The sequence below is a fragment of the Vibrio owensii CAIM 1854 = LMG 25443 genome, assembly GCF_000817815.1.
GTDB lineage: Bacteria > Pseudomonadota > Gammaproteobacteria > Enterobacterales > Vibrionaceae > Vibrio > Vibrio owensii.
The window spans coordinates 1-1,656 of record NZ_JPRD01000104.1; the positions used below are offsets into that span (position 1 = coordinate 1).

Annotated in this window: 2 protein-coding genes; both read left to right on the top strand. The window is 40.1% G+C overall.

Going from position 1 to position 1,656, the window contains the following annotated elements; genetic code table 11:
* Nucleotides 1–192: 192 nt before the first annotated feature.
* Entirely contained in the window at nucleotides 193–777 is a 585-nt protein-coding gene (locus tag H735_RS29440) for a DUF2913 family protein (RefSeq protein WP_042980845.1), read from the top strand.
* 496 nt (nucleotides 778–1,273) lie between these two features.
* Nucleotides 1,274–1,633, top strand: a complete 360-nt coding sequence (locus H735_RS29445) for a hypothetical protein (RefSeq protein WP_152447714.1) — start codon at nucleotides 1,274–1,276, stop codon at nucleotides 1,631–1,633.
* Nucleotides 1,634–1,656 lie beyond the last annotated feature (23 nt).

Sequence of the window (1,656 nt, forward strand, 5' to 3'; positions counted from 1 at the left end):
CTGGGTTAAACAAAGGCCCCTTTTAGGGAGCTCACACAAAGCCACCTTCTTTAGAAGGTGGTAATTTATTTTTTGTCGAAATATGACTATTGTATCTACGTTTTATCCCGTCTATTGCTTGAATTGATTGCCCTTGAAATTCGAAAAGTTCCTCCCCATATGGTGGGTATCACTTACAGACTAAAAATATCCATGCAAATCAAACGAGATTTTGACTATTACTACAACCTACATCATGTGGTGCTCCACTCTTTGCTTCACTTGCTTTGTAAAGTCTCTGCGGCTGAGCGTCATGTTCCAGTGGCGAGTCGAAATGATATTCTCATTAAGTTCTTGAAGCCTAAGCTAATGGATAAATCGCTTGCCAATGTAAAGAAAGACATCAAATTGATGCTTAATGTGGCGAGAAGAAAAGGAGGGAACTTAGAAATGAAATTGTATGAACTTAACTCTCAAGCGAACCAAACGAAGCTCGTTGGGGCAGAAAAACTCTACAACTTACTGGTTTATCTCTACGATGCTGAGGGGATAGAATCCCGTTTATTCGATGAGGGGATGGAAGCGGAGGTGGGCATCCTATATATGCTTGATGAGCAAATAGAATACGGCTTTGATGAAATTCATAAACAAGTTACACCTCTCTCTATGCTTATCCAGCTAGAAAGGGCTCCAGAGCTCATTGATGTGATTAATCAACATGGTTTTTTTGTCGCAGAGATGAAAGAGTGGAATTTAGATACACACCAAGCGCATATCTTGGTACATCCAGTTAAGTAAATCGCAGAAATGCCTTTTGATGAAAAGCATAGAGCTCAGCAGTTTTAAAAAAAGCGCAAGCTAAATACGGTGACCTGTACGATTACTCTCAAGTTGGGTATATAGACAAAAGCACTCATGTCAAGATTGGTTGTTCAAAGCATGGTGCATTCGACTCTTCGGCGAAAATTTTCTCGCTGCAGTGAAGAAAATAGGGTGTCCCTGTTGTAGCCGTGAAACGGATCATTTTAATGTACGTGGAGATACAAAGAGGTATTCATATTTGCCATTTAAAGTGTTTGATTGATAAAAATTGTTTATAATAAGCTTTGCGATTGACTTCACGCTCCCAACTTTAAATGTCCCCTCTGATGGTGGCAAGATATTGACTTGGTATGCCATCTCATCGGTTAGGTCAGTAATGCCAAAGTATAATGAATCACAGATAAAGCTCCGTATTGAACGAGTCCTACAACGATATCCAACTTCAACATCACAAGACGTACGACAGCGTTTAATGCTTACAGTAAAACCGAGCTATCTTTACTCTTATTTTGTTCCATTTTACGAGAGCGGGCGAATTGATGACTGTGCAGATATTCAACGAGCAATAAGAGCTATGATGAAAGAACATTTAGGGTTTAGTGTGATAGCGCAAAAGTTGGCTAGTGGACGTTATAATTTTTTGCAAGTGGAGCAAGCTTTGAGGCTTCTTCAAGCGGACTTTGACCATGTGGCGCAAACTAAGCGTTGTAAAGTAGCTCGCTTCGGTTCAGAGCGACCAATAAATGAACACCATCAATCTCAAGTGGTTATGTATTTGCAAAAGAAGGGGTACCGATTAACGGATATCTGGAGTGTGCTGAGAGTTAATTAACCATGGTTGAGCTTATCAACCAA

Coding starts and splice junctions, on each gene's coding strand:
- H735_RS29445 (WP_152447714.1), top strand. CDS start 1,274: ATGCTTACAGTAAAACCGAGCTATCTTTACTCTTATTTTGTTCCATTT.
- H735_RS29440 (WP_042980845.1), top strand. CDS start 193: ATGCAAATCAAACGAGATTTTGACTATTACTACAACCTACATCATGTG.